Annotated in this window: 20 protein-coding genes and 1 other annotated feature; of the genes, 3 read left to right on the forward strand and 17 right to left on the reverse strand. The window is 35.3% G+C overall.

Going from position 1 to position 24,546, the window contains the following annotated elements; translation table 11 throughout:
• Positions 1–246: 246 nt before the first annotated feature.
• Both AB3I34_RS11720 and AB3I34_RS11725 read left to right on the forward strand, forming a co-directional pair.
• Positions 247–2,811: a YfhO family protein gene (locus AB3I34_RS11720; protein WP_010712803.1), complete on the forward strand. Its 2,565-nt coding sequence runs from the start codon at positions 247–249 to the stop codon at positions 2,809–2,811.
• Entirely contained in the window at positions 2,804–3,403 is a 600-nt protein-coding gene (locus tag AB3I34_RS11725; RefSeq protein ID WP_010712804.1) for a TVP38/TMEM64 family protein, read from the forward strand. Before AB3I34_RS11720 ends, AB3I34_RS11725 begins: the two co-directional genes overlap by 8 nt.
• A 46-nt stretch (positions 3,404–3,449) precedes the next feature.
• Here the strand turns inward: AB3I34_RS11725 and AB3I34_RS11730 are convergent, their stop codons facing one another.
• The 15 genes from AB3I34_RS11730 to AB3I34_RS11800 form a co-directional block, all read right to left on the reverse strand.
• Positions 3,450–6,092 (reverse strand): valine--tRNA ligase, encoded by a 2,643-nt coding sequence (locus AB3I34_RS11730; RefSeq protein WP_002375712.1) that lies wholly within the window; start codon positions 6,090–6,092, stop codon positions 3,450–3,452.
• Between the two features lie 103 nt (positions 6,093–6,195).
• Positions 6,196–6,435 (reverse strand) — a binding site (T-box leader).
• A gap of 49 nt (positions 6,436–6,484) precedes the next feature.
• The gene (gene tpx / locus AB3I34_RS11735) at positions 6,485–6,973 is read right to left on the reverse strand and encodes a thiol peroxidase (protein ID WP_002355111.1); all 489 of its coding nucleotides are present in this window, start codon (positions 6,971–6,973) and stop codon (positions 6,485–6,487) included.
• A 63-nt stretch (positions 6,974–7,036) separates the two neighbouring features.
• Entirely contained in the window at positions 7,037–7,684 is a 648-nt protein-coding gene (locus tag AB3I34_RS11740) for a redox-sensing transcriptional repressor Rex (protein ID WP_002365189.1), read from the reverse strand.
• Positions 7,685–7,813: 129 nt separating this feature from the next.
• Positions 7,814–9,028 carry a tRNA uracil 4-sulfurtransferase ThiI gene (thiI, locus tag AB3I34_RS11745; RefSeq protein WP_002359156.1) on the reverse strand — a complete coding sequence of 405 codons (1,215 nt, stop codon included), beginning with the start codon at positions 9,026–9,028 and terminating at the stop codon, positions 7,814–7,816.
• A 489-nt stretch (positions 9,029–9,517) separates the two neighbouring features.
• Entirely contained in the window at positions 9,518–10,315 is a 798-nt protein-coding gene (locus AB3I34_RS11750; protein WP_085444084.1) for a GH25 family lysozyme, read from the reverse strand.
• 74 nt (positions 10,316–10,389) lie between these two features.
• Positions 10,390–10,887 carry a PepSY domain-containing protein gene (locus tag AB3I34_RS11755; RefSeq protein WP_227280422.1) on the reverse strand — a complete coding sequence of 166 codons (498 nt, stop codon included), beginning with the start codon at positions 10,885–10,887 and terminating at the stop codon, positions 10,390–10,392.
• Positions 10,888–11,913: 1,026 nt separating this feature from the next.
• Complete coding sequence (locus AB3I34_RS11760) at positions 11,914–12,693, reverse strand: TraX family protein (protein WP_085444082.1); 780 nt, start codon at positions 12,691–12,693, stop codon at positions 11,914–11,916.
• 167 nt (positions 12,694–12,860) lie between these two features.
• Positions 12,861–14,375, reverse strand: a complete 1,515-nt coding sequence (locus tag AB3I34_RS11765; RefSeq protein WP_174091539.1) for a bacterial Ig-like domain-containing protein — start codon at positions 14,373–14,375, stop codon at positions 12,861–12,863.
• Between the two features lie 16 nt (positions 14,376–14,391).
• Complete coding sequence (locus AB3I34_RS11770; protein ID WP_085444080.1) at positions 14,392–15,393, reverse strand: DUF916 and DUF3324 domain-containing protein; 1,002 nt, start codon at positions 15,391–15,393, stop codon at positions 14,392–14,394.
• A complete protein-coding gene (locus tag AB3I34_RS11775) occupies positions 15,390–15,704 on the reverse strand; it encodes a peptidase (protein ID WP_228759708.1) in 315 nt (104 codons plus the stop codon). Before AB3I34_RS11775 ends, AB3I34_RS11770 begins: the two co-directional genes overlap by 4 nt.
• Before the next feature lie 91 nt (positions 15,705–15,795).
• Positions 15,796–16,473, reverse strand: a complete 678-nt coding sequence (locus AB3I34_RS11780; protein WP_085444079.1) for a WxL domain-containing protein — start codon at positions 16,471–16,473, stop codon at positions 15,796–15,798.
• A 638-nt stretch (positions 16,474–17,111) separates the two neighbouring features.
• Entirely contained in the window at positions 17,112–18,590 is a 1,479-nt protein-coding gene (locus AB3I34_RS11785; RefSeq protein ID WP_085444078.1) for a helix-turn-helix domain-containing protein, read from the reverse strand.
• Between the two features lie 812 nt (positions 18,591–19,402).
• Positions 19,403–20,716 carry an NCS2 family permease gene (locus AB3I34_RS11790; RefSeq protein WP_002355107.1) on the reverse strand — a complete coding sequence of 438 codons (1,314 nt, stop codon included), beginning with the start codon at positions 20,714–20,716 and terminating at the stop codon, positions 19,403–19,405.
• 181 nt (positions 20,717–20,897) lie between these two features.
• A complete protein-coding gene (locus AB3I34_RS11795) occupies positions 20,898–21,635 on the reverse strand; it encodes an SDR family oxidoreductase (RefSeq protein ID WP_010712830.1) in 738 nt (245 codons plus the stop codon).
• Complete coding sequence (locus AB3I34_RS11800) at positions 21,635–22,216, reverse strand: DapH/DapD/GlmU-related protein (protein WP_002355105.1); 582 nt, start codon at positions 22,214–22,216, stop codon at positions 21,635–21,637. The genes AB3I34_RS11795 and AB3I34_RS11800 overlap by 1 nt, the downstream gene beginning before the upstream one ends.
• A 107-nt stretch (positions 22,217–22,323) precedes the next feature.
• Between AB3I34_RS11800 and AB3I34_RS11805 the strand changes: the two genes are divergently transcribed.
• Entirely contained in the window at positions 22,324–23,208 is an 885-nt protein-coding gene (locus AB3I34_RS11805) for a LysR family transcriptional regulator (RefSeq protein WP_010712831.1), read from the forward strand.
• A 19-nt stretch (positions 23,209–23,227) separates the two neighbouring features.
• On the opposite strand, the gene AB3I34_RS11810 is transcribed toward AB3I34_RS11805, so the two are convergent.
• Together AB3I34_RS11810 and rbsD are read right to left on the reverse strand one after the other, a co-directional pair.
• Entirely contained in the window at positions 23,228–24,115 is an 888-nt protein-coding gene (locus tag AB3I34_RS11810) for a ribose/proton symporter RbsU (protein WP_010712832.1), read from the reverse strand.
• Positions 24,116–24,135: 20 nt separating this feature from the next.
• On the reverse strand, positions 24,136–24,531 hold the full coding sequence (gene rbsD, locus AB3I34_RS11815) for a D-ribose pyranase (protein ID WP_002359153.1): 396 nt from the start codon (positions 24,529–24,531) through the stop codon (positions 24,136–24,138).
• Positions 24,532–24,546 lie beyond the last annotated feature (15 nt).

The following is a 24,546-nucleotide window of genomic DNA, read 5'->3' on the forward strand; positions in this document are numbered from 1 at the left end:
TGTCCAACTCCTTGTCTTCTTCTACATTATAACTAAGTTAGGTGACTTTTTCACTAATAACCAATTGAAACTTTTTCTTGAAAACTTTTTGCATTTTTCATAATTTTGCGTTATTAGCGGATACATTAATGAACTTATGGTAAACTAACATTCTGGATGGTTCGTTCCAGCCAGCCAATTAAAAACTATTTTTAGAGCGTTCAACACGCTTATTCATGATTTTTTTATAAAGGTGGACTTATTTTGATGAAAAACAAATCGAAGCTTTTATGGTTAGGAAGTTTTTTCTTGCCGTTTTTACTTCTGTTGCTTGTATGGATGACATTACAACTTGCGCCTTTTGGTGACAACAACTTATTAGTTAGTGATTTAGGCACACAATACATGCCTTTCTTGAGTTTTTTAAAACGCTCTTTTCACGAGGGAATAACTACATTCTACTCTTTTTCCAACGAGATTGGTGAATCGATTGTTCCTTTGGCAGCCTATTACTTACTGAGCCCTTTTAATGTGTTGGCTTTCTTTTTTCCTTATGAACAATTACCTATAGCAATTTTATGGATTATTACCTTAAAACTTGCCTTGATGGGCACTACGATGTTTAGCTATTTAAAATACACCTATCAAAAAGTTGATGGCACCACGTTACTTTTTTCAACGTCCTATAGTTTCTGTGGCTTTGTCACCGTCTATAGCCAAAACTTTATGTGGTTGGATGCACTGATTCTATTCCCGCTTATCTTATTGGGACTCCAACGTTTATGGGATCAACGCAAATGGGGCTTATACAGTATAACCCTGTTTTTAGCGATTGTGACGAATTACTACATGGGTTATATGATTTGTCTCTTTGCTGTTTTGTACAGTATCTATTGGTTCTTTAAAAAGAATACCCAAGCCCATGCTATTCGGCAATTTTTTAAACAAAGTCCGTTATTCATCCTCGTTTCTTTTTTAACAGGAACTGCAACTAGCTTTTTATTATTACCTGCAGCAGAAGGGATGCTCTATACAAAAAAAGCAGATTTTGATGTCTCGACGTTCTTTTTAACGCCTAAGTTCAACACTTCGTTTTTCTCGCAATTAGGCTTAGGTTCTATTAATTATGAGTTGCGTTTAGACCATTTACCAACCGTTTTTGCTGGATTATTTGTGACACTCCTCTGTGTTGCCTATTTTCAAACGAAACAAATTGCGTTAAAAGAAAGAATAGCTTCAGCAATTCTTTTATTCATTCTCTTTTTAAGCTTTTGGTTAGAAGCCTTTAATACTGTCTGGCACATGTTTCAAAGCCCAGCTGGGTTCCCTTACCGAAATGTCTTTATCTTTAGCTTTTTATTGATTGTCTTTGCCTATGAAGTTTGGCTTAAAAAAGTGACCATTCCTTGGACCGCACCTATTATTTTTAGTCTGCTGTTAGTCATTGGCTACGGATCTTTGTATTATGGTCCACAAAAGAATCTCTTAATTTCGATCAATTATTTATGGCTAAGTTTACTTTTTATTTGGTTGATTTTCTTTTGCTTGCGTTTAGCACACAAAAAGGCCTTAAGAAACTATGTAGTCGTTGCTTTATTCTTACTGGTCAGCACAGAATTAACAACGAATTTCTGGATTTCTTTTAAACACATGCCCTTTGGTAGCCAAGCAACATTTGCCCAAGATTACCGAAAACACAGCCAATTAATCGATGAAAAAATGGCCTCAGCACCAGAACTTTATCGCATGAAACAAGTCATTCCTTCCAAAGAAACAGGGTTCCGTGAAATCAATAACGGCTACAATAATCCTTTACTTTATGGCTATGCTGGCGTTTCTAGCTATACTTCGACTTTAACTGCCACTACCCAAGACACATTAAGTGCGCTAGGTTTATATCGAAAAAATGATCGCCGGATTGCTTATGTGGATAATTCACAATTAACCAATTTACTTTTAAATGTGAAATATGACTTTTTACCAATTGAAAAACCTACGAGTGAAAAATTGCTAAAAACAGTTGGTTCCACGAAAATCATGGAAAATGATGAAGCGATCGGTATGGGCTTTTTGGCGCCAACCGCATTAACCAAGTTAAAATTAGCAAAAAATAATCCTTTAGATGCCCAAGAAGAACTCCTGCAAACGCTCGTGCCGACGGATAAACCTTACTTTAAAACAGCTTCGTTGATAAATGAACCTCATCATACCAACGAAACAATTGAAGCAACCTTTAAAGTGAATAGCACTGGTGACTTGCATCTTTATATTCCGAATTTAAAATGGAAAAAAGTTACAAAATTGAAGGTAAACCAACAAGTTATCTCGACGCCGATTTATATTGCAACCAATCAACTGTTCAATTTAGGGCATTTTGAAAAAGGAACTACCGTGACCCTGTCACTAACTGCTGAACAAGTGGTTGATTTAACCAATTGGCAACTTCAAACTTTAGACCAAACAGCCTTTAATCGTGCGGTTGACAAATTACGCCAACAAGCTCTTCACGTGAATGCAACTAAAAAAGGCCATTTAAATGGCGCACTGAATGTACCTGGAAATGATACTCAGTTACTGTATACGTCCATTCCTTATGACCAAGATTGGCAAGTCAAATCGTCGCTACAAAAAGAACCATTAAAAACACAACGCATTCTAGGTGGCTTTTTAGCTGTTGAAGTCCCAGCTGGCAAACAGCAGTTAACCTTTGCCTATCATCCAAGAATGATTTATCTCGGCACTGCCGTCAGCGGAACGATTTTACTGGGAACGGCTGGTTATCTTGGCTTTAAAAAATACCGTCGAAAACGTCAGGAGGCCACTCATGACTAATCAGAAAAAATTTTTAAATGGACTCATTCGGTGGTTACCCCTAGTTGGACTGGTGCTTTTCTTCGGCTTAATTTTATGGGGATATTCCAGAGGAATTTTTCATTCTGTTGCTTCCTTGCAAGCTTTTATTAAACAGTTTGGTAACTATGCGGTTCTGTGTTTCGTTCTTTTACAAATCGTCCAAGTGATTATCCCTATTCTACCTGGAGGAATCTCTTCTGTTGCAGGAATGTTGATGTTTGGCAATTTGCAAGGCCTTTTGTATAGCTATCTTGGGTTGATCATTGGTGAGTTTATTGGCTTTTTACTGGTTCGTTACTATGGACGTAACTTTGTAAAAATAATCCTTTCTCCCAATAAATACAAAAAATTTGAAGAGATTTTGGACAAAAATGAACACAATGTCAAAAAGCTCTTAATCTTTACTATGTTAGTCCCCTTCGCTCCAGATGATATTGTTTGTTTAGTGGCGGGAATTACAGATATTTCTTTAAAAGAATTCATGAAAATTGTTCTTTTATTGAAATTCTGGTCTGTGGCTACTTACAGCTACTTAATGTTGTATTTGTTTCAATTATTTGGCAAATTATAACAAAAAGACAACAAAACCAACGTTTGGTTTTGTTGTCTTTTCTTTTTTAGATTGAACGTAATTGGGCAATCCGTTCTTTGACAGCCTCTTGTTTTTCAAGGTAGTCTTTTTCTTTTGCACGTTCTGCTTCCACGACCTCATCTGGTGCGTTTGACACAAAACGTTCATTTGAAAGCTTGCCTTGCACACGTTTGACTTCTTTTGTCCATTTGTCTAATTCTTTTTCTAAGCGAGCAATTTCTTCTTCAATATTAATCAAACCAGCTAATGGTAGGAATAGTTCTGCGCCTGTTAAAACAGCGGACATGGCTAATTCTGGCGCTTCTATTTCACGACTGATGACTAATTCCTCTGGGTTACAGAAGCGTTCCAAGTAGCTAGTATTAGCTGTTAAAAATTCTTCTACTTCTGTATCGTTTGTTTTAATTAACAAAGTAATTGGTTTAGAAAGTGGTGTATTCACTTCTGCTCGAATATTCCGAACCGAACGAATAACTTCTTTCAGAACTTCCATTCCTCGAGCTGCTGCTTCATCGTTAAATTCTTCATGAACAACTGGGTACTCTGCCACAACCAATGACTCACCTTGATGCGGAATTTTTTCCCAAATTTCTTCTGTTACAAACGGCATAATTGGATGCAATAAGCGTAAGATTTGATCCAATGTGTACACCAAGATGCTCCGTGTTGTTTGTTTAGCTGCTTCATTTTCTCCGTAAAGAATTTCTTTACTCATTTCAATATACCAATCACAGAAATCATCCCAGATGAAGTTGTATAATTGGCGACCTGCTTCACCGAATTCAAAACGATCAAATAATTCTGTCACACGGGCGACTGTTTCGTTTAAGCGCGTTAAAATCCAACGATCAGCGACAGTCTTTTCACCACTAAAGTCAATATCTGCAGCAGTCATACCTTCTACATTCATGATAACGAAGCGACTTGCATTCCAAATCTTATTGATAAAGTTCCAAGAAGCATCCATTTTTTCATAACTAAAACGAACATCTTGACCTGGAGCTGAACCATTTGATAAGAACCAACGTAACGCATCTGCGCCATATTTTTCGATGACATCCATTGGATCAATCCCATTCCCCAATGATTTACTCATTTTGCGTCCTTGCTCATCACGAATTAAGCCGTGAATTAAGACATTTTGGAAGGGACGTTCGCCTGTAAACTCTAAGCTTTGGAAAATCATACGACTTACCCAAAAGGCAATAATATCATAGCCAGTAACTAATGTGCTTGTTGGGAAGTAACGTTGATAATCTTCGCTTGCTTCGTCCGGCCAACCCATCGTTGAAAATGGCCATAATGCAGAACTAAACCATGTATCTAAGACATCACTATCTTGAACCCAGTTTTCACTGTCGGCTGGTGCTTCCATCCCAACATACATCTCGCCCGTTTCTTTGTGATACCAAGCAGGAATTTGATGGCCCCACCATAATTGTCGCGAAATAACCCAGTCATGAATATTTTCCATCCAACGTAAAAATGTTTGATTGAAGCGTGGTGGATAAAATTCAACAGCGTCTTCTGTTTTTTGATTTTCTATTGCTTTTTCAGCTAATGGTCCCATTTTTACAAACCATTGGGTCGATAAACGAGGTTCCACGACAACGCCTGTTCGTTCTGAATGGCCCACGCTGTGATTCATTGTTTCGATCTTAATTAAGCGACCTAATTCTTTCAAGTCAGAGACAATCGCTTTACGTGCAGCAAAACGATCCATTCCTTCATATTTTCCAGCCAGTTCATTCATCGTGCCGTCTTCGTTCATAACATTTACTCGAGGTAAGTCATGACGATTACCGACTTCAAAGTCATTTGGATCATGAGCAGGTGTGATTTTTACAACCCCTGTTCCAAATTCCATATCTACATAGTCATCTGCAATAATTGGAATTTCTTTATCGACTAATGGCAAGACAACTGTCTTACCAATAAGTTCTTGATACCGTTCATCTTCTGGATGGACCGCAATCGCCGTATCTCCCAACATTGTTTCAGGACGCGTTGTCGCAATTTCAACAACGCCAGAACCATCTGATAATGGGTAGCTCATGTGGTAAAAAGCTCCTTCAATATCTTTATGGATTACTTCGATATCAGACAATGCTGTTTTCGCTTTTGGATCCCAGTTAATGATATATTCACCACGGTAAATCAAATCTTTCTCGTAAAGAGAGACAAACACTTTACGAACGGCCTCAGATAGCCCTTCATCTAAAGTAAAACGTTCACGGCTGTAATCTAAAGAAAGGCCCATTTTTGCCCACTGTTCACGAATGTGAGAAGCATATTCTTCTTTCCATTCCCACACTTGATCAACAAATTTTTCACGACCTAAGTCGTAACGTGAAATTCCTTGTTGTGCTAGTTTCTCTTCTACTTTTGCTTGCGTGGCAATTCCGGCATGGTCCATTCCTGGTAGCCATAACGTATCAAAGCCTTGCATTCTTTTTTGGCGGATAATCATATCTTGTAATGTTGTATCCCAAGCATGCCCTAAGTGTAGTTTTCCTGTTACATTGGGTGGTGGAATAACAATTGAATAGGGCTTCGCTTTTTTGTCGCCACTTGGTTTAAATAAATCTTGATCTAGCCATTTTTGATAACGGCCAGCTTCGATTTCTGTCGGTTGATATTTCGTTGGTAAGTTTTTTTCTTCTGACATTTTTTCCCCTTCTTTCTTAAAATACGCGATTTGGAGCGGTAATTATTTTACAAATGAGTTTTTTTGGGCTAAACACTAAAATACGCCCTAAAATACTTTCGTATTTTAGGGCGTAGATTCATCTTATTTACGCGGTACCACCTAAATTGCATTTGAATTGAATTCATTCAAATGCCACTCATTCGTGAGATAACGTTCACGAAACGAATCGTTCTACTAACGTACTGTGTTCAAACCATTGACTCACAAGCTACCTTCTCACTGGTTGTGTAAAAGTCTTGCACCTGAACGACTTTTTCTCTAAAACGACGCCAATGATACTCCTCTTGTTCGCTGTCTTTGCTTCATTCTACAATGAAGCGCAAGCAAAGTCAATTTGTAATCTAGAGGGATTACACTTTTTTTGCAGCTTCTAACGCTTGTTGATAATCGGGTTCCGACGAAACTTCTGAGACGATTTCTTCATAAACTAACGTTCCTTCTGGGTCAATCACAAAAATAGCACGTGCTAAACGGCCCATTTCTGGAATATACAAACCATAAGCTGCACCAAATGAGTCTTCAGTATCATGAAGCATTTCCATTTCGACACCTTCAGCGGCACACCAATTTGCTTGTTCTTCAACTGTGTTATTGGAAATCGTGATAATCTGAACACCGTCTAATTTCGCCGCTTCTTGATTGAAACGTTTCGTTTGCAGTGAACAAACACGTGTGTCGATATCAGGAACCACACTAATTAAAACCGTTTTACCTTTATAATCTGCCAAGTTGATTTCTTGGTTGTTTAAATTTTTCAAAGAAAAGACGGGAGCTTTTGTGCCAACTTTAGGCTGCTCACCTGTCAATTCTAATACGTGCCCTTTTCTTGTAACATTCATTCTGAAATCCTCCTTTTCCACTTTCAATAATAAGTATAGTAGAGGATTTTTATGAAGACAATTTTATTGCTTTGGGCTATTTGCTAGTGAAAAAGTTTCATTAAAATAAATCAGTGTTTGCAGTTCCGTAGTTAAATCAATATACTGCACACTAACGTTGGCTGGCACACTGACACGGTCTGGCGCAAAATTTAAAATCGCAGTCACACCCGCTTGTACAATTTTGTCGATGGCTTTTTGGGCATGGTGACTTGGTACTGTAGAAATGGCTACCGTGACCCCTTCTTGTCGAACGAATGCTTCTAACTCAGACATATCATGAACTAATAATCCATTAATCGTGGTGCCAACTAAAGCTGAATCATTATCAAAAGCACAGACAATATTCAAATTCTCGTTGCGTCTAAAATTATTTTTTAATAATGCCTTGCCTAAATTGCCACAACCAATCAGAGCAATTCTTTTTTCTTCTTGCGTATTTAAAATATTACTAAATACCTCAATTAAATACGGCACATCGTAACCATAACCGCTTCGGCCCAGTTCACCAACGTGGGAAAAATCACGCCGAATCGTTGCAGAAGGAATCTGGATCATTTCACTAAACTCTCGTGATTTAATGCGTTTAACACCAGAATCCCCTAACATTTTTAAATAACGTAAATAAACCGGCAAACGTTTTGCCGTTGCTTTAGGCATTTTTTTCTCCATCCTCTGTCCTCCTTGTTACCTACTTCACATATTCAGTTTATCACGGTTCCCCTCTCCGAGCAACTTGTTTGTGAAATAAGTACAAAATAAATACAGTGACGGTCGCTTAGACGTCACTGTATTTATTGCTTATAGGAAATCTGCAAATTCGTCTTCTTGTTTATCTTTCGCTGTTTCTGCTGAAATCTCTGTAATTTTGAGTCCTTCTAAGGCCCGAGCCATTAAACCTTCCAAGTCTAAGCGCGCTTCATAATCTTGCGCTTTATCCAAACGAGGTCGTGTTTTCGGTTGCGGTGGCGCAAAAATTGTACAACAATCTTCGAAGGGTTGGATGGCTAATTCAAACGTGTCAATTTTTTCGGCAATTTCGATAATTTCTGTCTTATCCATTGAAACAACGGGTCGAATTATCGGTGTTGAGGTAACCTCATTAATTGCTACCATACTTTGAAGTGTTTGCGAAGCTACTTGTCCTAACGATTCACCATTAATAATGACTAAACCTTTCCGCATTTCACGAATTGCATCTGTTAAGCGTAACATTAAACGTCGTGTAATGGTCATTAAGTAGCCTTGGGGAACAACTCGTTTTATTTCTTCTTGAATTTCTGTAAAGGGCACTTCAATAAATTGAATAGTTCCTACATAAGGGACTAATTTTTCAGCTAAATCTTTAGCCTTTTGTAACGCTTGTTCACTTGTATAAGGCGGACTAGCAAAATGGACAGCTTCCACTTCCACGCCACGTTTCATAGCTAAATAACCAGCAACTGGTGAATCAATGCCTCCTGACAACATCAACATACCACGACCACTGGTGCCCACTGGCAATCCACCCGCACCGCGAATCGTTTCATAAGATAAATACGCCGCATCTTTACGAATTTCAATTCTTAAGTTAATATCAGGCTTTTTCATTTGTACTTGAATTTCCGGAATGGCTTCAATAACAGCCCCACCTAATTCTTGATTCAAGCCATTTGAATCAAGTTCAAATGAATGGTCCGAGCGTTTAGCAGTAATTTTAAACGTCTTACCTGGCGTATAAACTTCCCGAACAACCTCTTGAACCATTGCACGAATCGCTGGCATTTCTTTTTCAATACGAATACTTGGCGAAAAATTTTGAATCCCAAACACTTTACTTAGTTTCGGAATCACTTCTTCACTATCTTCCCCATTTAATAAAATATGCATTCTATCTCTATCTGCATGGATTTTCAATGCTGGAAAATCAGCTAACGCACGTTTCACATTTTGTGCTAACTGCATGATAAACGTTTTACGATTTTTTCCTTTAGTTGATAATTCGCCATAGCGAACCATAATTTCTGTATACTTCACTCAATTAATTCCTCTCTGTTCCTGTATCCTCACAGGTCAATGTCTTTGCAAATTATACATCAAATAAGGGGCGTTTTTCTAGTGCTTAGTCGAAAAAAATAGTTGATTCATAAGTTCATTGTCTTATGAATCAACTATTTGATAACTTTCTCTCTTGCTTATTGCGCATTCAGGATCCACATGAATCCGACAAAAACAAAGAACAAGCCATACATAATTGGCGAAACTTCTTTCCCGCGTTTTGCCGCAATCATTGTAATTGGATAGTATTCCATTTAAAATAATTATCTTCTATGTTTTCTCTACTATAAACTTTGCATTTAATAAACTAAAGTTTCATAACTATTTATTTTGTTTAAAGCTTTTTCTATCACTTCATTTTCTTTAATTCTTTTTCACTACTCTAAAAAATAGAAGATCAAAAATCGTAAAAAGATTTTTAGTCTTCTATTTTATGATTCTTGCCCCTTATATCCTACTCCTTTTTATTCACTTAGTCGTAAAGCGTCCTAAGTAATCCACGTTATAATCAAAGTTAATTCCAGGAACGAAATCAAAAGAGCCTTTACTGCTCCATTGCCAAGCAGCTGTGTCTGTGTGTAGTAAGTTATTGGCAATTGGGTTCTCTGGCCATTCTGCCACCCAACTATTTTCTTTACCTAAAACGTCATATTCCATCCAATTATTATTGAACCAACTAGCGCTAGAATAATGGACAACGTTTTTGAAGCCACGTTTTGCTAATTGATCTCTAAAGTAGACAGAAACTTTTGTGGCATCCGCGTTAATCATTGGCGTGGTTTCTGCATCATTAACCATGACGCTATTTTGGGATAGCCCTAATTCTTCTGCGTAATCCGCATAGTAATTGGCTTGATCAATTGCTTCTTGTTGATTTTCAAACCAAGAAAAATGATACGTTGAAACAGTTAGACCTGCTTTTTTGGCATTGGTAATTTGACTAGGGGCTAACGGGTTTTTGTAGGTTGTTCCTTCAGTTAATTTGACTACTACGCCTTTAATTCCCATGTTTTTCATCTTTTGAAATTGTTCTACAGAAATCTCTCCATTGTGAGAGGAAATATCGATAAAATCCACTCTCGGAGGTGTTTCACTGAGACTACGTTTACTTCTTAGCAAGGGTTGATTGACAGGGTCATTTTGAGCAAAACTTCCTAATTCATAGTTACTCGTCACGATATTTTTTGCTTCTGCTGGAACACTCGTTATAAGACCTCCAAAAGTTAGTCCTATTCCTAAAATAAATAACTTAGCTGAACTTTTCATTTAACCATTCCCTTCTTTTTCTGTTACATAATTGTCTTCTAAAACAATTTTATGATTTTCATAACATTTATAAATTATTTTGCACTTAATAGAACTCTTTCAGAGCCTGTGTTTGTCTTAACATTGATATCATAAACTAATGTTCCGTCTTTTTTTTCTAATCGCCAATCCAATACTCGTGGAGAAATTCCTCCTACCTTATTTTTAGCTTCTTCTAGAACTTTTTTTGTAGATTTAGTCCCTTCAAGCTCTTTTGCATTAAATGGTTCTTTATTATTCTCTCCACCGCTAGTAATGCTTTCTTTTTTTACTTTTTCGTTTTGTGGATTTATATATATTTTTTCAGTCTTGTTAACAAACATATACTCATATTCTTTAGAGCTTTCACCAATGTCAAAGTTAATAGACAGAATTTCTGAATTATTCGTATTTTTTTGGTAAATATTTGCTGCGTCTTCAACAGTTACCTTATAGTTTGTGTTTGTTACCTCATCCTTACCCAGACCACAGGCAGTAAAAGTAACGATTCCTCCTAGCATTGCTACGACAAAAAAGATTCTTTTTAAATTCAATACAGTCAGCTCCTAACCTATATTATCATGATATTATATCCAAAAATGGTAATTAGTTTTATTAAAATTTGATACTTTATAATTTGTAGTAATTTCTCAAACTATAATTGTCAATCATCATTGTAACTTCTTCTTTTGTCTTAGGATTCACTTCTTTTAATTCTTTCGCTAATTCCTCGAAATTTTTTATAGTTCTATAAGACATCTTAGTGAATATAAGGAATGGATCTATCTCTTGTTTTACACGATTCCGATATTTGGATGCTGTAGTAGTAGATATTCGTCCATTAGACATTTTTTCAATAGAATAAGACGAGATCATTGGATTCCTGAGTAATTCAATAATATCTTTTTTCATACACATACTTTTTTAGTCCTTTCTTTAATAATCTAATTGGAAGTTTATATAAAATAAATTTTATTTATCTATTTTAAATATTTTCCATTTACTGGTGCCTGATAGACAAGATCACATACATCCAGAAGAGAAAATAAATTTCATATTTTTATAGTCACTTATTATTTAAGTTACTAATAATCAATACTCATTTTCAAAAATAGTCATCATGATTTTCGCAATGTGCCTTAATCCCGATGAAAATAATTGCTATCATCGAAACAAATTTTAATGATAGTATGAATAACAACCTAAGTTCTCCTTTATCTATTTATCTTTCAACATGTTTTATATCAACTTTCCTTAATTTCAAGTACTTAATCTTATTAAAATATATTCAAGGTGCACTTGTCTATTGAACAATATGACGTTCTGCTAACAAAAATGAAAGATTGTCTCTAAGTCCATACTAATAGTTTTGCTACAATATTTTGAAATGAACTATTCCGTGATACTATAATTTCAGTAGAAAGCGGAAATACATGAAGTACATCTTTTATTGTTTTTCTCAAAAGTATTACCAATTTAGTTTAAGAATAATAACATATAAAATTCAGGAATTAACGACTAAAGACACTCACTCATAGGTTTCTTTATATGAGTGAACAAATTTTAATTCTGAACTGTTCCTATTGGCGAAGTAGAAAAGAAAGAATGGCAAATAAGATAATATGTGCAGGGTAAAAATAATAGAAGAAACTTTTTAACCCCTTTCCTTTTTCTCCGTTATATAAAATAATAGGAATTGCTGAGAAGAACATCATCCATTGATAGTTACTAGAAAATAAATCTGAAAAACCGTTTGCTGCTGCTGAAATAAAAGACACAATTCCTAATGATAAAACCTGAAAGTGTTTTTTTCCATGAAATATATAGAACAATACTCCTAATATTACCATCAAAAACCCACCTTCTGTAACAAATAAAGATGGTAAAAATAAGGTGTATAGTTGTAAACTAATCATCTTTATCGTACTCATTTCACCTATTGTAAATATAAATGAAATTAATCCTATTAAGATAGGAATGATGAACCAAAAGAAACTTGCAACAAATTTTCTTTCTTTAAGATATGCAATAGATTGCATATAAACTGTTCCTAAAAATAATGTACTAAAAACATTATTTGCTATAATTTCTCCATTAACCACAAAGTATTGATTCAATACTAGATTTATTAAATTCATTCCCCAAAAGCCGACGAGTAATCGCAACATATATTTTTTTCGATTACTCGTATGAACAAAGCCTTCAGAACTTTCAAATAAAAAAATAGGGGCGGTAATTCTTCCAATCCAATGGAACCATAATGGAACTCCTAAAAAATTGAAAAATTCTGCTAAGTGATCAATTACCATTGTAATCAATCCGATAATCTTTAATTGAAATCCTGTTAAATACTTCTTCATGTTTACAAGCCTCACTATCAGTTTCTCAAGTCTATCAAGAAGTTGAAATTCTAACTTCTTGATAGCTTCTTTATTTACATTTATTTCAAAAATATATCTTTGTTCTCGATCGTATATATTATTCGTTTAAATGATCCTTGTTTCTACACCAAGTCGCCATTAACACTTTATCCAGGTACATCTAATAGTGTCCAATGTAATGTCGATTCATAATTACCTGTTTTATTTTCTGGTGGAATAGACAAGGTTATTCCTTTTGTTTCCAACTTATTTTTCCAACGACCTTTACCTTTTGTTTTCGTTCCATGCATTAAAATACTCGCTTTTCCATTTGCTTCTAATTGACAGTCATATTGATTAGGCTCCTCTGTTTCTAAATCAGATTCTAGTTTTCCCTTCGGAATAAACAAGCTCACTCCTTTCAAAATACTATTACTATTTTCTTTATCTAGAAACGGAGATAGTTCAACTTGTAATTGCCAATCTTTTCCTTCGATTGAAGGAGTTTCTACTTCTATTATTGGATTTTCTTTCTTATTAACTACTGATTTATTTGTTGATGCAAGAATATGGTCTTCAAAGTCAAAAAAAGGTACCTCTTTTATTGTAAAAGCTTCTTTTTTCACAGTTACTGTAAATTCAGAATCTATATCTTTCACTTTTCCTCTATGAGTATACTTCATTTTATGAATACCTGGTTTAGAGGTATCAATACTTGCGCCATTTTTAATAATTCGCGGGTCTTCCCAAGGAACAGAATGTCCGTCTTCGTCTGTCGCACTAACAAAGTTTTCTTTAGGATCCCATCGTTCCCCTACGTATTTTTCACTATCTTTTGTCTTGATGCTTGATTTATCTTCTTTTACTCTTACTTTAGCTTTAGAACGTATTACATTTCCATTCCTAGTAATCCTATATTCAATTTCATTAATACCGGGTTTGGATACATCAACAGTACCAGTACACGTAATACGTGAATCTCCCCAATAAACAGGATTTCCAGCTTCGTCTGTCGCACTAACAAAGTTTTCTTTAGGATCCCATCGTTCCCCTACGTATTTTTCACTATCTTTTGTCTTGATGCTTGATTTATCTTCTTTTACTCTTACTTTAGCTGTAGAACGTATTACATTTTCATTCCTAGTAATCCTATATTCAATTTCATTAATACCGGGTTTGGATACATCAACAGTACCAGTACACGTAATACGTGAATCTCCCCAATAAACAGGATTTCCATTTTCGTCTGTTGCACTAACAAAGTTATCCTTAGGATTCCATAGATCCCCCGCATATATTTCGCTATCTTTTGCCTCGATGCTTGGTTTTACCTTTATATAAATCGCGCTTCTAATATCAGTATAGCTAAAATAATAGAGGATCTGATATGAACCTACAGTGTTTGGATCAAAGCTATAGGTATTTACAGCAATCTGTGAATTTCCCCAATAAAGAGGATTTCCAGCTTCGTCTGTTGCACTAACAAAGTTATCCTTAGGATTCCATAGATCCCCCGCATATATTTCGCTATCTTTTGCCTTGATACTTCTTTTATCCTCTTTTTTATTAAGAAATTCATTAGTTGGTGTGTTTGCTGTTTCCGCAAAGGCTATCCGTTCCTGATTGATAAAGGAAGTCAGGGAAATCAGTATTATATAGAAGTAATATATCCTTTTTTTCATACAATCAATGTCTACCTCACTTTCGATTTATCTTACACAATAAGTAGATAATAATTCCTACAGTAAAAATAAGCACTAAAGCTAAAACATAAATTACATAGTCATTTTTATTAGTTTGATCTTTTATATTGACTGCTTCTTCATTATATTTTTTTACGTTGTCTTCTATTTCAAAATCTTTATTAAACAACCACTTGTGACCTACCTTATCAACTGCATTTAATTTCAATCTATATTTACCTGGTTGGAATGCTTGATTATCCCATGAAATTGGAAAGTCATAGTTTGAATTTGGAGCCATTGATTGGTTGTTTTTAACCGTTTTATGAAGGACTTCCGCACCATTTTCTTTATAAACTTCAGCGGTAACAGTCATATCTGTAATCATTGTTGCAGTAATATTTTGAAGATTCGCAAACAATGTTGTACGATAATTATCTAAACCAGGCTCAACTGTGTTTAGTTTTAATTCTGGCGTTACTTTTTGCTCTGTTTCTGTCAGCTGTAACCCGATGACATAAGAATAGTCATTTTTGATTTGAACTTTCTGATTCGTAGAAGCTTCTTTGTCTTTCTTATGAATATGGAAACCACCTAAAAGAATTCCCTCAAATTTGCGTTCAGGCATTGTGATAGTATACAGTACTTCTTTCTTTTCTTTACTATTCAACTTTACGGTTTGGTCACCTGTGATAAGTTCTTTTAAATCGTACGCTAAACTGCTATCTTTTTTTTCTTTTGTTCCTTTATAATCAATAACACCGTTGTCATTCGTTTGTGCTGACTCATAATTCACTTCTAGTTCAATTGGATTTTCTGAATGATTTTCAAAGGTAATGCTGATTGTTTGCTTTTGTTTAGGTTTCATGAATAAATCGAAATACGTATGTTCATTGTTTCGCTGATTTTCTGGCAAGTTTGCCTTGACACTATATGCCATATCCGCTGCATAGGCTCCATCGGACGGTAATATTGCGATAAAACAAATGATACAGAGCGAATAGATGATTTTTCTCATAAGTTATTCCTCCTATGTTTTCTTCTCATTGATAGAATAGTAGCATTTAGAAAAAATGCTGACATACCCACTATAAATAATAGCCCACTTATTTTTGAACCTGCACTAGGCAAAAGTGTTTTTGAACTTCTATCTAAAGCCATTTTCTCAGAATCTTTTCTTTTCGACTGTTCTTGCTTTTCTGAGCTTTCTATAAACGTGATTGTAACTTGACTTTCAGCATTTGATTTTTGTTGTGCATCGGTAGCGTACACATTTTCTTTGACTAAAAACACGCTTAACATAAATAAGAGTATAGATAATTTTTTCAAGTTGATTCACCTCTTACTAATTTTATATGATGTATGTAATTACTCTCTAAAGCCAATAACTAGTTATTGGCTTTAGAAAACCTACTTGATATTAGGCAGGCGCGTCGGTTAACTCCCAACGGATAACGCTTGAGTAACTTTGTTTAGCTTTCGCTGATCCAGCAGGGACTTTTAATCGGACATTTGCATTATTATCTTTTGTTCCAGAAAATACATCTAGCCAAGTCCCCATACCTTGATCCGTTTCTGCTTTCATAATTACTTGCAAATCCTTGTTTAAATTAACATCATATCCTTGAGGTTTTTCAGATACGTTTCCACTTGTTGATTTGATGGTCCCGTTTTTTAAAGAAAGTTCTGCTCCTTTTAACGTTTTTGTCTTATCTTCATTATTAAACTCATCAATAGAGGCTTTTAGTGTCCAGCCAGCTCCAGTAGCTCGCCGGTCGGTTACCTGTACATAAGGATGTTCTGTCTTTGCATTATAAACGGCTTCTTTCTCTTTAATTTCCTGTTCTCCAAACTCAATGTTAGAAACATGGTCTATTGTAAGTGGTCCAGTGTTTCCTGTACCAGGTACTTCTGGGTCTGGATTTGGTTTTTCCGGATCAGTGGGATCTACTGGGGGTGTCGGTTCAGTAGTTTCACCTGCAACTGTCTTTACTGTACTTTTTGATTCTGCTTCACTTTTCGTTTCCGCGTGTGTGATCTGAACGCTAACAAAAAGCGAAGTAATAAGTAAACTAGTTCCTAAAAATAGTTTTTTCATACGTATATTTCTCCTCCTGTTTTGTTTGTCTTTTAAAAGTGCTAAATGGTTTTCACTCTTTCTTTGTATGGACAAGAATTATCCTCAAAATAACTTGTCTGTCATAGCATAGTTGTTCGCTACACATAATGACTTTTTCGTGTGTAACTTACTTTATTCCTCCTTTACTTTAATAAGATAACCAAACACATATGTCAGTTTGTACTTGCTTCAAAAATAAAAATAGGGGGAATTTTCTTATACATCTACTATGGATAGAGTAATATTTTGTGCTTACACACTGGACATATATGTTTGGTATACACCTATTTATCCTTATGAGATACAGTATTTAATGATAGTAACTGCCTAAAATCATAGTGTTGACTTATTATTTACTTGGTATATGAATCTTTATCCTTTATCAAACAGTTGCCTAAATAAATAGATGATTATGTGTACACTGATATCTCACAAAAAAAATAGCATCTTTTTTCACTAAAGTCTTATCTTGTTTTTTTAATTTTGTTACTTTTTGGATAAAAACCTATCTGATAGTCTAAGTCGAAAGACTAGTCTTCTGTGATAACTAGTAAGGTTTAACTGTATATTGATACACAAAAAAACCTCAAATTTATTAATTGAGGTTTCGCTTAAATTTATTTAGTATTTAAAATGCTGTTAACATATTCAACGATGGAAGAACACCAAGTATGAGGATCTAAAGCATGACGAATTAAAAAATAAGTTTTTTCTTTAAATGAGGTCGAAGGGGTATCAGAAATAATAATATCTGCCAATTCATAACTTTCTACTATTTCTAAAATTTTTATACTATATCTGTGTTTTAATGCATTCACAACAATCATTCTGTCTTCTGAATGATGTTGGAATTCAACATATATTTTTAGGGGCTGTTCCACAGCTAACTTCACATAACTAGTAACTAAAGGAATTAGGCTATATTTTAATTTTACGTATGACGTTTCATTTTGATAACGATAAAAATATTTATCAAATAATACTTCAACACGCCTATCAACAACCCCTTTAAATTCTACAGTATGTCTCTCAAACATAAACTGGTACAATCCTAAATGATGAACAACAACTAACCTTTTACATAACGTATACAGCAGTTCATAGTAACAATCTTGAGATATCGAAAAGTTTTGTTTTAGATCCTCTAGAAAATACATACACGTTTGTATAATTTCATTTTCTTCAAGTGTCGTATAATTCTTGCCAACTAGAATTTTCTGACTTCTATCACGTAATTCTTGTATGAAATAATGAACCATGAATAAGAAATGAATGTTTCGATCATCATTTAATACGTCGACAGTTTGATTTATATAAAATGGAAATTCACCATCGTTATCCATCAGTTCACCTATTTCAATAATATTTTTAGATAGGCAAAGTAAGGGGGCCTTAACGTGAGAGGTTATTTTATAGATTGCTAAAAGATTCAAAATTTTATCTCTATTACAGTCGCTAAGTAGCTCTAAGCTATCTAAAATTTTTGGGGGTTGGTAAGATAACAGCGCTTCTTTTTCACTGTCTTGAAATACCCAATCATTTCCATGGGAAACCAACATGACTAATAAATAGTGAAAAATTATTTTAGAAGATTCACTCCCCTCAATATAAAGATCAGATTTATTAACTTTCACTAATTTTAAATCTGTTTCTAAGTAATAGAAAAAATTTTTCAATCTTTTTATTATTTTATAAGTATAAGAATCACTATAGAACAAGTGATCAGCTAATTCTTGCAAACAAAAATAGCGTTGCTCTAATACGAATAGCAATGCTTTGTAAACACTTGAAGAAAGTAAATATTTTTTTCTTAACTGCATAAGCAACATTGTATAAGTTGCTTCATTTATTTCAGAATTAAATGAAACAAACTTATCTTTAACTACTATTATATTGTTAACCTTATCAAAGAAGTGAAGGCTTTTGACTTCTTCATCCAATACTTTTAGGACTCTCTTTAATTCATTTTTAGAAACTTGGCAGAGATTTTCTAACTCATTCATTTGTTTGCCTCTAGGATACAGATTATAAACTACAACCAAGCTCTTTAATTGCGTTTGGCTTAATACAAGATTTTTTAATTTATCTAGTTTCATATAAATTCTCCTTCTTATCAGCTATATTTTGAGTTGTATATACCAAAAATAAGATTCCAATAAAGATAGGATTCAAATACGAAGTAGGAAATCAACAAAATTTTAGAACATCAACCACTATACTTGAAGCGTAGCCCTAATACAATAGATAAAAAGATTTAAACATCTATCAATTTTGTAAGATATTTAATACAGCCTAATATTATACATACTAAAAATACACGATTGAACAAACATTCAGGGTGTATGTTTGTTCAATCGTATACGGATGATTTACAGGTAATATTCTTTGATAAATTAAATGAAACACTCTTAATTACGAAAGTATTTTTTGTATTTTATTCTGCTCCTATACAGAGACTTGATTCTCTATATTATCTGAAATTCAACGTAATTTTCTATGTTATCAGATAGAATTTCTATTAATGTTTGTCGGTAAAAACACTTAACATATTTCAAGTTTTTTTAATAGTAATTGATTTCCATAGATTACATTGTCTCCAATTAAAAAAAGCAACAACTGCTAACACAAGAGCTAACAATCATTGCTTTTTGAACTTATTTACTATACGAAAAAAGACATTAAAAACCAGTATTCTCAATACATTTCAATAGAAATTACTACCTAAAACCATAATTTCTGTATATTTCACTCAATTAATTCCTCTCTGTTCCTGTATCTTCACAGGTCAATGTCTTTGCAAATTATACATCAAATAAGGGGCGTTTTTCTAGTGCTTAGTCGAAAAAAAATAGTTGATTCATAAGTTCATTGTCTTATGAATCAACTATTTGATAACTTTCTCTCTTGCTTATTGCGCATTCAGGATCCACATGAATCCGACAAAAACAAAGAACAAGCCATACATAATTGGCGAAACTTCTTTCCCGCGTTTTGCCGCAATCATTGTAATTGGATAGAAGATAAAGCCTAAGGCAATCCCATCTGAAATGCTATATGTCAATGGCATTCCTAACAAGATTAAGAAGGAAGGGATTGCAATTTCCATTTCGTTCCATTTAATTTTGCTTAAGGATTGTGCCATCAAAACACCAACAATAATCAACGCTGGTGCTGTAACTTGCGAAGTGACAACTGCTAACAAAGGAGAAAATAGCAAGCTGAAAATAAATAAAATCCCGGTTGTAATAGCTGTGATTCCTGAACGACCACCCACAGCAATCCCCGCAGATGATTCGACATATGCGCCAACTGGCGATGTCCCTAGTAGAGAACCAGCTAACATCGCTGTTGAATCAGCGGCTAAAGCTTTCCCCACACGCGGCATTTTATTGTCCTTCATAAAACCTGCTTGATTGGCTAAGCCCACCAACGTACCAGCCGTATCAAAGAATGTTACTAATAGGAACGTTAAAACCACGACCCACATTTGAATCGTATTGATATCTTTCACATGTCCTAACGCCACTAAAAATGTTGGTTCTAAACTTGGCGCGCTTGAAATAATCTTATCAGGCATTGGAATAACGCCTGTCGCTAAACCAACAATCGTTGAAATCGCCATTCCAATAAAAATACCACCCGGCACTCGACGAACTAACAAAATTGCAGTTACGACTAAGCCGACAATGGTGACCCACGTTGAACCAACATTCAAAGGTCCTAAGCCAACGAGTGTCGCATCATTTGCCACAATTAAGCCACCTTGGCTTAAACCAAGAAAAGCAATAAACAACCCGATCCCACCTGAAATGGCAAATTTCAAGTCTGCAGGAATTGCATCAATAATTAGCTCGCGTAATTTAAAAATTGTAATTAAAATAAATATCAATGAAGCCACAAAAACGCCTGCTAATGTCGTTTGCCAAGGAATCCCCATACCAACAGAGACTGAATAAGCAAAGAATGCATTAATTCCTAAAGCTGGTGCTGTCGCAATCGGATATTTCGCCAACACACCCATTAAAATACAACCTAAGGCACTCGCTAAAGCGGTGGCAGTAAAAACAGCGCCTTCGTCCATGCCAGAAGCACCAAGTACGGTTGGATTAACGAACAAAATATACGCCATTGAGATAAATGTGGTGAAACCAGCTAACATTTCTCGTTTCATATTCGTATTCAATTGTTCAAGTTCAAAATATGAACTTATTTTTTCTTTCATGTTCCGTCCTCCTAAAATCTAAACATCTTACAATGTTCGTAAAATATTCAATTTATTAATGAAACAACGTGTTTAATCATATAATAAACCAACAAATAAGTAAATATCAAATTCTAAATTCTGTAAAAAACGAACAATCACGATTTAAAAAAAGTATTCCTTTCTAGGAATACTTTTTAAATTAAATCGTTTGTGTGGTCGGGCGAACAACCATTTCACTGATTGACATACGATCTGGCGTGTCTATGGCAAAGACCACCGCTTGCGCAATGTCTTCCGCCTTTAAGCCCCAACTTAACTGTTCTAGATGTAACGTTTCAGCTACTACTCGATTAGAAATTGTTTGATAAAGTTCTGTTTGTACAGCACCTGGTGAAATAATCGTTGATTTAATGTTATTCTCTCTTTGTTCTTGTCGCAATCCTTCCATAATTGCTCGAACAGCAAACTTTGTTCCACAGTAGACAGCCGAATCTGGATAAACGACATGTCCTGCCACAGAATCAGTAGCAATAATCTGCCCTGATTTTTGTTCAACCATAATTGGAAGAACTGCCGCAATGCCATTTAAAACACCCATAATATTAATATCTAGCATTTGACGCCATTCTCCTTTTGGTGCTTCAATAAGAGGCGCCGTTGGCATAACTCCTGCATTGTTAAAAAGAACATCAATTCGTCCATATTTTTCCATTGTAAGCTTGATTACACGCTGAACTTCCTCTTCTTTCGTTACATCTGCTTGTTGCACGAGAATCGTTGCTTCAGGAAGTTCTTTTTTTATAGCAATTAAACGTTCTTGTCGACGTGCTGCAATGACTAACTTCGCTCCTTTTTTGGCAAGTAAACGGGCTGTTGCCTCACCGATGCCACTGGAAGCGCCCATGATAACAATAACTTTTTCTGATAATGATTTCATTATATTTCCTCCTTATCTTCCTGAATCCAACGAATAATTTTAGCTGGTGTTCCTGCAACAATAGCGTTAGCTGGCACATCTTTAGTTACAGTCGCATTAGCTGCTACGATAGCATTTTCACCAATCGTAATACCTGGTAAAACAGTGACACCCGCGCCTAACCACGCAAATTTTTTAATGGTAATTGGTGCTAGCAATACACCTCGCCGTTTCATTGGCAGTTCCGGATGATTGACACTTAAGAGATTAACGCGCGGACCAATTAAAACATTGTCTTCAATTATAATGCCCCCTAAATCAACAAACATAGCTGCCCGATTAATAAAAATATTTTTACCAAAATGTATATTGCGTCCAAAATCTGTATAAAAAGGCAATAAAATCGTAACGGTTTCGTCAATTTTGTCTTGGATAATCGTGGCAAGAAGATTCCTTACTTCATTATGTGTGTAGGCTTGTTGATTTAACTCTATTAAATAGCGACTATTTTCCTCTTGAATCTGATGAATAAGTTGAAATAGTGGTTCATCTTTATCAATGCTACCTGTTGCAATTAGTTCTTGGAGATTTTTTGTAAGCATTCCTAATCGCCTCCTTTTGCTAAATTTATCGTAATACGTGACAACTCCTCTGTCTAATACTTATAATAAATAGATAAGTATGCGTTTTAGTTATAGGAGGGAAAGTAATGGAATTACGAGTGATTCACTATTTCTTAGCAGTGGTCCAAGAAAAAACGATTAGTGGCGCAGCCAAACAATTGCATGTATCACAACCAACATTATCTAAGCAATTAAAAGAATTAGAGGAAGAATTAGGCGTGACATTATTTATACGAGGAAATCGACAAATACAATTAACACCTGAAGGAGAATATTTAGCTAAACAAGGGCAAGATATTTTAAGCTTAGCGAATAAAACAGTCACCAACTTGTCGCAAAATGAATTCATTAATGGCGAAATCACGATTGGTGGCGGCGAAACAAAAGCTATGTCTTTTTTAGCGAATGCACTACAACAAATAACAAGCCAGCACTCAGCTGATATTCACCTTCATTTATACAGCGGGAATGCAGATGATGTAATAGAACGGCTAGACAAAGGATTATTAGATTTTGGTTTAATTATTGAGCCTGCACCTAAACAAAAATATAGCTATTTAACATTACCAGTTGTAGATACATGGGGCTTAATTACTGCAAAGGACCATCCCTTAGCCACTAAAAATGTTATTACTGCAGCCGATTTAAAAGAAGAACCTTTATTTATTTCTCGACAAGCACAAGTTCCGAGCCAACTCTCTGATTGGCTCGAAGCAAGTCTAGATCAGTTCCGAATCGTTGGGACCTACAACTTACTTTACAACGCTTCACTGATGGTAGAAGCTGGGCTAGGTAGCGCCCTAAGCATTGATGGTATTCTAGAAACAAAGCAAACAAATTTACGTTTTATCCCGCTATATCCTGCTTTAACAGCCAAAATTAGTTTAATTTGGCGCAAAAATACGGTTCTTTCCACAGCTGCTGCATTATTTTTAGAACAAATAAAAAAAAGTATTCAACGCCCTGAATAATAGGTCGTTGAATACTTTTTTAAATCATCACTGTGATCGTAGCTGCTGCCAAAATCAAAACTAAGCCGATAATCGTTACGGTCATTTCCTTGGCTGTTTTCTTTTGACCTAAGAACCAAATACCTGTCAACGTTGCAAGCACAACTGATGTTTGGGATAGAATAAAGCCCGTTGCCAAGCCGTTCATATCTGGCTGCGCTGAAATTAAATAAGTTAACGCTGCAAAGGCGAAGAAAAAGCCTGAAAAAATTTGTTTGTAAGAAACGGATTCTATAAATGGGGATGTTTCCCCACCCTTAATAGTGACAACTGCTGAATAAATAACTGCCACAATTACCATGCCTATTGCTTGTGGTAAAAAGGCATGCATGCCATCAATTGCCGTCGCTTGTGGTGCTGCAGAGTACGCCCAATAGCCGATTTCACCAACAGCTAATAGAAGAACTGCTTTTTTCATAATCCCAGCACTCTCAGCGGATTCCGTTTCCGACCAGACCGTCATTTTGGCACCAATCATGATTAACACTAAGGCAAATGCGCCTAACAATTTGGCTGTCGCACCTGGCCAGTTTCCTAAGAAAAAGACACCCCAGAGAGAAGCACCTAAAAGTTGGAACGCGGTCGTTACTGGCATGGCACGGGATGAACCAATCATAGTGAAGCATTTAAATGTAATGATTTGCGCACAGGCCCAACCGACACCAGATAAAATTGAAAAGAATAAATCCATGCCCGTTGGAAAAGCTAAACCATTAATCATTGAAAAAATAGCGGCAAAAATTAATGTTCCTAAACTGGTACCGAGAATTTGATTCACTGGACGACCACCAATTTTGGAAGCGATTGTTGGGAAAAGCCCCCAACCTAGAAGCGGTCCTAAACCGATTAATAATGCAGTCGCATTCATCTCTATTTCCCCTCTCTCGTTTAAAAGACAACGTTACTTTCTAATAAAATATTTGCGTAAGGGGTCATTTCCCCTGTCCGAATAAATGCATGGCAGTTGTTTAATTCTTGTTTCATTTCTGTATGAGGAATAAAACTGATGGGAGTTTCTGGTAAACGAGTTTCAATTGCTGCCAACATGTCAGGATTTTCTGTTTTAATTTCTTCTGCTAAATAAATCCGTTGAACTGCCAATTCCTCAAGAACATTGTTTAAAACTTCCATAAAACTAGGGACACCATTAGTAACTGCTAAATCAATTTTTTCTGTAGTTCGAGGCACAGGCATGCCTGCATCACCAATACTTAATTTATCAAAATGACCCATTTGTGCGATGACGCGGGAAATATCTGAATTAATAACTTTTGTTTTTTTCATGTCGCTCGCTCCTTT

The organism is Enterococcus sp. C102(2024) (assembly GCF_040888205.1).
Taxonomy (GTDB): domain Bacteria; phylum Bacillota; class Bacilli; order Lactobacillales; family Enterococcaceae; genus Enterococcus; species Enterococcus faecalis.